Genomic DNA, 8,112 nt, shown 5'->3' on the forward strand with positions numbered 1-8,112 from the left:
AGAGTGCACTGGAGACGCCCTCGTCCTTCGAGACGGTGCTTCGCACCTCCTCAGGATGAGGGCTCTCCTTAGAGCTTAATGGCCTCAAATCAGCGTCGGCTGATCCTCTTCCGCCGCCTGCGCCTCCACGACTGCGATGGCCGTCAGGTTGACGATGCCGCGTGCCGTCACGGACGGGGTCAGGATATGAGCGGGCTTGGCCGGGCCGATGAGGATCGGGCCGACGGGAAGGGAATCCGCCAGGACCTTCGTGAACTGGAACGCGATGTTGGCCGCGTCCAGGTTCGGCATGATCAGCACGTTGGCCTCGCCCTTCAGGCGAGAGTTGGGGTTGACGCGCTCGCGGATCATCTGGGACAGGGCCGCGTCCGCCTGCATCTCGCCGTCGACTTCGAGATCCGGCGCGCGCTCGTTGATGCAGGCCAAAGCCTCGCGCATCTTCAGCGCCGAGCGGCTGTCCGCCGCGCCGAAATCCGAGTGGGACAGGAGCGCGATCTTGGGCTCGATGCCGAAACGACGCACGTGGCTGGCGCAGGCGATGGTCATGTCGGCGATCTCTTCCGCCGTCGGATCGAACTGCACATGCGTGTCGGCGAGGAAGTAGGCGCCCTTCGACGTGATGACGAGCGACAGGGCCGCCATCTCGTGCACGCCGGGCGCGAGCCCGATGATGTCCTTGATGTGCTTGACGCGGGACTGGAAGCGGCCCTCGAGCCCGCAGATCAGCGCGTCCGCATCCCCTCGCCTCACGGCGAGCGCGCCGATGACGGTGTTGTTGGTGCGCACGAGCGTCCGCGCCGCATCGGGCGTAATGCCCTTGCGTCCCGCAGCCTCCACGTAGGTGGCGACGTAATCGCGGTAGCGCGGGTCGTCCTCCGGGTTCACCAGCTCAAAGTGCCGCCCGATCTCCATGGACAGGCCGAAGCGCTTCATGCGCGCCTCGACGACGCTCGGGCGCCCGATCAGGATCGGCCGGGCGATGCCTTCCTCGACGACGACCTGCACGGCGCGCAGCACGCGCTCGTCCTCGCCCTCGGCATAGATCACGCGCTTCGGATCGGCCTTCGCCTGCGAGAACAGCGGCTTCATGATGAAGCCGGAGCGGAACACGAAGCGGCCGAGCGATTCCGCATAAGCCTCCAGATCCTCCAGGGGCTTCTTCGCGACGCCAGAATCCATCGCCGCCTTGGCGACCGCCGGAGCGATGCGCAGGATGAGGCGCGGATCGAAGGGGCTCGGGATCAGGGACTTGCGGCCGAAGGGATGCGCTTCGCCGCCATAGGCGCGCGCCACCACCTCGGACGGGGCTTCACGGGCCAACCCGGCGATGGCCTTCACGGCGGCGGCCTTCATCTCCTCGTTGATCGTGGTCGCCTGCACGTCGAGCGCGCCGCGGAAGATGTAGGGGAAGCACAGGACGTTGTTCACCTGGTTCGGATAATCCGAGCGGCCGGTGCAGATCATCGCGTCGGGACGGGCGGCCTCCGCCGCCTCCGGCATGATCTCGGGGTAGGGATTGGCGAGCGCCATGATCAGCGGTCGCGGCGCCATCTGGGCGAGCAGCTCCGGCTTCAGGACGCCACCGGCGGACAGGCCGAGGAACACGTCCGCATTGGGGATGACGTCGGCGAGCGTGCGCGCATCGGTCTTCTGCGCATAGACCGATTTCCAGCGGTCCATGAGCTCGTTGCGGCCTTCATGAACCACACCTTCGATGTCCGTGACCCAGATGTTCTCGCGCTTGGCACCGAGCGACACGAGCAGGTTGAGGCAGGCGAGCGCCGCGGCGCCCGCCCCCGAGGTGACGATCTTCACGTCCTCGATGCGCTTGCCGGCGAGTTCGAGCGCGTTCGTCACCGCCGCGCCCACGATGATGGCCGTGCCGTGCTGGTCGTCGTGGAAAACCGGGATGCCCATGCGGGCCTTCAACCGCTCCTCGACCTCGAAGCATTCGGGCGCCTTGATGTCCTCGAGGTTGATGCCGCCGAAGGTCGGCTCGAGCGCGGCGATCACCTCGACCATCTTGTCCACGTTCTTCTCGGCCAGTTCGATGTCGAACACGTCGATGCCGGAGAACTTCTTGAACAGGACCGCCTTGCCCTCCATCACGGGCTTGGACGCAAGCGGGCCGATGTCTCCGAGGCCCAGAACGGCCGTGCCGTTGGAGATCACGGCCACCAGGTTCTGGCGCGATGTGAGGTTGGCGGCTTCCGCCGGATCGGCCGCGATGGCCTCGCAGGGCGCGGCCACGCCGGGAGAATAGGCGAGCGCCAGGTCGCGCTGGTTGCCGAGGGGCTTGGTCGGCTGGATCTCGAGCTTTCCGGGGCGCGGATGCTGGTGGTAGAACATCGCTCCCGACTTCAGATCCTGCGAGATGTTGTCTCCCATCCCCGACGCTCCTTGCACTGACCAAACCACTATGGAGGCTCTTGTGCGCGCCCTTCACCCTGCCGTCAATGTTCTTGTCTTAAGCTGCGGGGACGCGCGATGAAGCTTCGGCATCACCTGAAGAACTGGCGCAACCCGCACAATCAGACCCGCGTCCACCTGGCCTGGATGGCCGGACGCTACGGCTACGAGATCGGCGAGTTTACCTACGGCAAGCCCAAGGTCCGGTTCCCCGAGTCGGGACGGAAGCTCACCATCGGGCGCTACGGCTCCATCGCCGACAAGGTGGAGATCCTGCTCGGCGGCAACCACCGCACGGAGTGGGGCACAACCTATCCCTTCTCGGCGTTCCGGGGTCTGTGGCCCGGAGCGCCCCGGAGCGAGGATTACCACACCTCCCGGGGCGACGTGATCATCGGCCACGATGTCTGGCTCGGCTCCGGCGCCATCATCATGTCTGGTGTGACCGTAGGGCATGGCGCCGTGGTCGCTGCCCATGCCGTCGTGACCAGGGACGTGCCGCCCTACGCCATCGTCGGCGGCAATCCGGCCAAGGTGATCCGCTACCGTTTCGACGAGGAGACCATCGCGGCCCTGCTCGACGCACAATGGTGGGACCTGCCGCGGGACAAAATCGCAGCCCTGATCCCGCTCCTGCAGAGCGACCGAATCCGCGAGCTGGTCGCGGCCGTCAAGGTGCTGCGGGCTCAATCGTCCTGAGGGTCCGGCGGCCGAGCGCCTTGGCCTTCAGGCCAAGCGCCGGCTTCTCGATCAGGTACCATGACGCGGCCGCAACCAGCAGGGTGACCGCCAGCGACGGCGCCAGCAGCGCACCGGCGGCCATGCTCGGCCAGAGCGTGTGCAGGCTCTGCTGGATCGGCCAGCCATAGAGATACGTGCCGTAGGACAGGTCCGCCTTGGGCTCGTAGGAAAAGCGCGTGAGCGCCGGAGCGAAGGCAAGCCACAGGATGCCGTAGGTGGAGGCGAGGAACAGGAGCGTCTTGTAGAGGAAGGTCCCGGCGCTCAGCCACGTGGCGAGGAGGAGCACCAGCACGAGGAGCCCCGAAAAGCGAGCCCGGCTGCGCCACACATAGAGCGCGCCGCCGAAGGCGAAGATCAGCGGCAGGCGCAGGGCCGTTTCCATGCCTTTGGGAGCATCGGGCAGCAGGAGACCGAGCCCCACCAAGCCCAGCGCCAGCCCGGCCACGAGAACGAGCGCAACGGCCCGGGACTGCAGCAGTCCCAGGAGCCCCACGAGGAACACGCCCACATAGCACATGACCTCGTATTTGAGGGTCCAGACGGTCCCCATGGGAAGCACGAGAGGGTTGTTGGAGAACACTCCCGGCAATTCGGTGTTGCTCTTGAAGCTCGTGAGCGTCGCCGTGATGAAGCGGCGTAAGGACGGGCTCCCGAGGTACTCGCCGATGGGCAGCGTGGTCATGGCGCTGCCCAGGAGGAGCGACACGGCAAGCACGGCCACGATCAGGCCGGGCGCGATGCGCAAGGTCCGGGCGATGGCATAGTCGCGCCAGCCGCGCCGGTCGAAGCTCATGGTGACGAGGAAACCGGAGATGGCGAAGAATCCGTTCACCGCATGCTCGCCCAGGGTGAACCCGGTGGACGCGACCAGCGGCTCGTCGGAGAGTTCGCCCGTGGTGACGCTGAAGGCGTGGGAGACCACGACGGCGAGGGCAAGGCCCAGGCGGATCAGGGTGAGGTTGTTGTGAGGCCCGGCGATCGCGCTCTCGACCTTTACACCTTGCCAGGGACGCGGACGAGCCATCGTGCCGGTTATACCTTCTCTCCGGCGCCTGCTGTCGGAGCCTGTCATGACAGGCCTTAAATCAACCGCGACAGCACGGCAATATGCCGGAGCGGTCGCACCGTGGTTCCCTTCAGAACGCCTTGCGCCCCCTCATGGCAGCCCAGGATCCCGCCGCAGAGCCGCCATAGCGCTCGACGAGCTTGCGCCGGAACGTCAGGCTCGCGCCGAGGGTCTTGAGGGCATTGACGGCGAACATGCCCGGTGCCGGGTTCGGCAGCCCGTATTTGCGGCTCACATAGGCCCTCGACCAGGCCTGATGCCAGCGGGAGGCGAAGATGCGGCCGGGCTTGTCGCCGCTCGACCGTCCGCGTCCATGCCTCACGACGGACTGCGGCACATAGACCAGTGCCGAGCCAGAATCCGCCACGCGGCGACAGAGGTCGTCGTCCTCATAGAACAGGAAGATGTTCTCGTCGAAGCCGCCGAGCCGCAGGAAGGTTTCACGGCGGATGAGGAAGCAGGCGCCGGAGAAGAACGGCGCGCAGGCCTCGCCTTCCGGCACGACGAGCTTGCCGCCGGGATTGGTCAGCGAGGCGGCGAGGAGGGAGCGCGGCTGATAGAACACCCGTCCGCTCGGCTCGACGATCTGCGGCGCGAAGAACACCGCATCGGGATAGCGCCGCGCCGCATCGACGAGAGCCGCGACGGCGCCCCTGTCGACGATGCAGTCTGGATTGACGATCAGCACGAACTCGGTCTCGGCCGCCCGAACGCCGGTATTGTTTGCGCGGCCATAGCCCTCGTTGCGGACATTGCGGATGACGCAGGCGCCCTGCCCTTCGGCCATGGCGACGGTGCCGTCCGTCGAGGCGTTGTCGACCACGATCACCGGCACGCCGTCCGCCCGCAGCGCGCCGAGACACTCCGGCAGCGCGTGGGCGCTGTCGAAGGTCACGACGATAGCGGTCACATCCTGGCGGCTCATTTCTCCGGCAGGTTCGTCCGGATGTGGAGTTCGCGCAGCTGCTTCGGGGTCGCCTCGGAGGGCGCGCCGAGCAGCAGGTCTTCCGCCTTCTGGTTCATGGGAAAGAGCGTGATCTCGCGCAGATTATGCGCGCCGCAGAGCAGCATCACGATGCGGTCCACGCCCGCCGCCATACCGCCGTGGGGCGGCGCGCCGTACTGGAACGCGCGATACATGCCGCCGAACCGCTCCATGACCTCCTTCTCACCGTAGCCGGCAATCTCGAAGGCCTTCACCATCCGGTCGGGACGATGGTTGCGGATCGATCCCGAGGCCATTTCGTAGCCGTTGCAGACCATGTCGTACTGGAAGGCCGTGATCTTGAGGATCGTGTCCTTGTCCGTCGGGTCGAGAGCCATGAAGGCGTCGTGGTCGAAATCCGCCATGGAGAACGGGTTGTGCGAGAAGTCGATCTTCTTCTCGTCCTCGTTCCACTCGTATTGCGGGAAGTCGACGATCCAGCAGAATTCGTACCGGTCCTTGTCGATGAGGTTGAGCTCCTCGCCGATGCGGGTGCGGGCCTTGCCGGCGAGCGATGCCGCCTTGTCCTCGACGCCGGCCGAGAAGAACACCGCGTCACCCGCCTTGATGCCGGCCTTCTCGCGGATGGCGGCCTGCGCGGCTTCGGGGATGAACTTGGCGATGGGGCCTTTGCCGGTGATCTGGCCGTTCTCTTCCTCGAACACGATGTAGCCGAGGCCGGGCGCGCCTTCCGAGCGGGCCCAGTCGTTGAGCTTGTCGAAGAAGGAGCGCGGCTGCGTGGCGGCACCCGTGGCCGGGATGGCGCGCACGACGCCGCCGGACTTGATGACGTTCTTGAACGCGTTGAAGGTCACGTCCTCACGGGTGAAGACCTCCGACACGTCGGCGATGATCAGCGGGTTGCGCAGGTCCGGCTTGTCGTTTCCGTATTTGAGCATCGACTCGAAATACGGGATGCGCGGGAAGACCTCGGTCACCGGCTTGCCGTCCGCGAACTCCTTGAACGTGTCGCGGATCACCGGCTCCATGGTCTGGAAGATGTCTTCCTGGGTGACGAAGCTCATCTCCACGTCGAGCTGATAGAACTCGCCCGGCAGGCGGTCGGCGCGCGGGTCCTCGTCGCGGAAGCAGGGCGCCATCTGGAAGTACCGGTCGAAGCCGGAGATCATGATCAGCTGCTTGAACTGCTGCGGCGCCTGCGGCAGGGCGTAGAACTTGCCGGGATGGATGCGCGACGGCACCAGGAAGTCGCGCGCGCCCTCCGGTGAGGAGGCGGTCAGGATCGGCGTCGTGAACTCGAAGAAGCCGATATGCTGCATGCGGCAGCGCAGGCTGTTGATGATCGCGCCGCGCTTCATGATGTTGTTGTGCAGCTTCTCGCGGCGCAGGTCGAGATACCGGTAGGTAAGGCGGGTCTCCTCGGGATATTCCTGGTCGCCGAAGACCGGCATCGGCAGCTCGGCCGCCGGGCCCAGCACCTCGATGTCGGTGATGTAGACCTCGATCATGCCGGTCGGCAGCTCCGGGTTCTCGGTGCCGGCCGGGCGCTTGCGCACCTTGCCGTCGACCCGGATCACCCATTCCGACCGGGCCGCCTCGGCCTGCCTGAATCCCGGGGAATCCGGATCGATCACGCACTGCGTCATGCCGTAATGGTCGCGCAGGTCGATGAACAGCACGCCGCCATGGTCGCGGATGCGGTGGCACCAGCCGGAGAGCCGGGCGACCTGGCCGACATCGGATTCGCGGAGCGCGCCGCAAGTATGGGAACGGTAACGGTGCATGGAGGCGGACATGGGAAAGCCTGCTGGTTCGATTTGAAGCGCAACATCCATGGGAGCCGGGGGAAGTCAAGGCGGAAGGACGAAATGACCTCACACGGCAGCGCTCCCGCCCCTGACGGGGCGAGTGGCTGTCGGCTGGTCCTGGCTCGTCTCATTGGTCGAGGGAAGCGCGGGACTTGGATGTCTTCTCCCGCTCCAGCGGAGCGCGCGAAGATCGGGTCGGGACGGGAGATCCGCCCGGACGGGAAGACAACCGTCTCCCGCGCACGGCTTTTCGATCCTGAGCCTCGCTCTCCAGCCCGTCAGGGACGTACCCTCAGAGGGCGCTACGGCGCGTCTTGTCGCGCAGCTCCGGGTGCACCGGTGCCGGCGAGGCTCGGGAGACCGACGCCGCAAGCCTGCCCGAACAGGTCCGGCGTCTGGTTCCTCCACTCAGGACCCCGGCATGGCGGGACAGCGTCTTTCCCGTCAGCGGCCAGAACCGTATCCGGCCTCCTTCGCCGACGCCTCGGGCGCGTCCCTCATGAGACCGGACAGCAACGATATAGCCAAGATTAGGACGATTGTCAAGAACATAATGTGAACAAAATGCTCGCTTCCGCCTCGTGTCAGCCTGGACCTCGTATTGGTGATCTGACCTGGGAAAGATGCTTTCTGCCTCAGCTGTGCTCCGCAAAATCATAATGAATGCAATTGAAAGCGAGCGAATGAAATGTTATTTTATGTAATCAAATTTTCCGTAGTTGGCATCTTCGCAGCCACTCTAGAGATTTTTTCAGACTAAGGAGCATCCGAGGTGACGATCACGATCAATCAGATCACCGATCAACCATTAGAGATTCAATCGAATGAACCGATTTTGGTTACGGAGTTTGGAGGAATCCATGTAAGCAGCAATGCAGCCAGCAGTAATCGATGCATCTATAGTTACGGGACCATTAAAGTTGATATTACGATCAATGGGTCTGTGAAAACGACTGCAGAAAGCGCATCCGCTCTATACCTTTTCAAAGGGAACTTAGTGCCCGTTTGAGAATGTCGCACGGGGTCGGATTGGGGTAGTCTCAAGCCCACATGAGGCGGATGTGGACCAAAGAACATCGCGAGCGCCAGAAGGCCTTTGAGCGGCGGCGCTACCCGACCGACCTGACGGATGAGGAATGGGA

5 protein-coding genes are annotated in these 8,112 nt (G+C 64.9%); 1 reads left to right on the forward strand and 4 read right to left on the reverse strand.

Going from position 1 to position 8,112, the window contains the following annotated elements:
- Positions 1–84 precede the first annotated feature (84 nt).
- A complete protein-coding gene (locus AB4097_RS16845; RefSeq protein WP_442041611.1) occupies positions 85–2,388 on the reverse strand; it encodes an NADP-dependent malic enzyme in 2,304 nt (767 codons plus the stop codon).
- A 99-nt stretch (positions 2,389–2,487) separates the two neighbouring features.
- Here AB4097_RS16845 and AB4097_RS16850 point away from each other — a divergent pair, with 99 nt between their 5' ends.
- Entirely contained in the window at positions 2,488–3,108 is a 621-nt protein-coding gene (locus AB4097_RS16850) for a CatB-related O-acetyltransferase (RefSeq protein ID WP_442041613.1), read from the forward strand.
- Here the strand turns inward: AB4097_RS16850 and AB4097_RS16855 are convergent.
- The 3 genes from AB4097_RS16855 to aspS all read right to left on the reverse strand — a co-directional run bounded on the left by AB4097_RS16855 (position 3,080) and on the right by aspS (position 6,946).
- The gene (locus AB4097_RS16855; RefSeq protein WP_442041615.1) at positions 3,080–4,174 is read right to left on the reverse strand and encodes an acyltransferase family protein; all 1,095 of its coding nucleotides are present in this window, start codon (positions 4,172–4,174) and stop codon (positions 3,080–3,082) included. The two genes, AB4097_RS16850 and AB4097_RS16855, sit on opposite strands and share 29 nt — an antisense overlap.
- A 112-nt stretch (positions 4,175–4,286) precedes the next feature.
- Positions 4,287–5,141 carry a glycosyltransferase family 2 protein gene (locus tag AB4097_RS16860; protein WP_442041617.1) on the reverse strand — a complete coding sequence of 285 codons (855 nt, stop codon included), beginning with the start codon at positions 5,139–5,141 and terminating at the stop codon, positions 4,287–4,289.
- Positions 5,138–6,946 (reverse strand): aspartate--tRNA ligase, encoded by a 1,809-nt coding sequence (aspS, locus tag AB4097_RS16865; RefSeq protein WP_442041619.1) that lies wholly within the window; start codon positions 6,944–6,946, stop codon positions 5,138–5,140. The genes AB4097_RS16860 and aspS overlap by 4 nt, the downstream gene beginning before the upstream one ends.
- Between the last annotated feature and the right edge of the window lie 1,166 nt (positions 6,947–8,112).

Origin of the sequence: Microvirga sp. 2MCAF35, from assembly GCF_052115545.1 — a bacterium.
Classification (GTDB): Bacteria; Pseudomonadota; Alphaproteobacteria; order Rhizobiales; family Beijerinckiaceae; genus Microvirga.